A 517-nucleotide genomic window follows, 5' to 3' on the forward strand; every position below is an offset into this window, starting at 1 on the left:
TTTCTCAAGTGCACTCTTTGTTACAGAAACCACGAGTTCTGTGTCCATAGTATTCGATAATCTCCAAGAAAGCACCTTTCTACTATACCAATCCAATATTGCCGCAAGATATGCATGACCTCTTTCTAACTTTATGTATGTGATATCAGCACTCCACACTGTATTTGATTTGGATAAAATTATCTTACCCTTATCATCTTTAAATTCATCAAGTAAATACGGATGTCTATTTTGTATTTGATTGTTATATCTAACTCGTTTTTTAGGATACACCGCTCTTATACCTAAATAACCCATCATCGACACTACCTTCTTCTTTCCAATTGCATATCCACTGCGGTTTAACTCTGCTTTTATTCTTCGGTAACCATAGGTTGGATTGACAAGATATATCTTCTCTATTTCTCTCAACATTTCATTGTCTTTTGCATTACTGTAAGGTTCCAAATTCTTATAATAATAGGTACCTTTGTAAATACCCAATAACCTCAATTGTCTATTAAGGGAAGGATTTACT

1 protein-coding gene is annotated in these 517 nt (G+C 33.8%); it reads right to left on the reverse strand.

Annotated features, from left to right (window positions below):
- The coding region (locus tag LF845_RS11790) for an IS3 family transposase (protein WP_242821206.1) at positions 1–447 on the reverse strand (447 nt) is incomplete at its 3' end.
- Between the last annotated feature and the right edge of the window lie 70 nt (positions 448–517).

Origin of the sequence: Deferrivibrio essentukiensis (assembly GCF_020480685.1) — a bacterium.
Taxonomy (GTDB): Bacteria; Chrysiogenota; Deferribacteres; order Deferribacterales; family Deferrivibrionaceae; genus Deferrivibrio; species Deferrivibrio essentukiensis.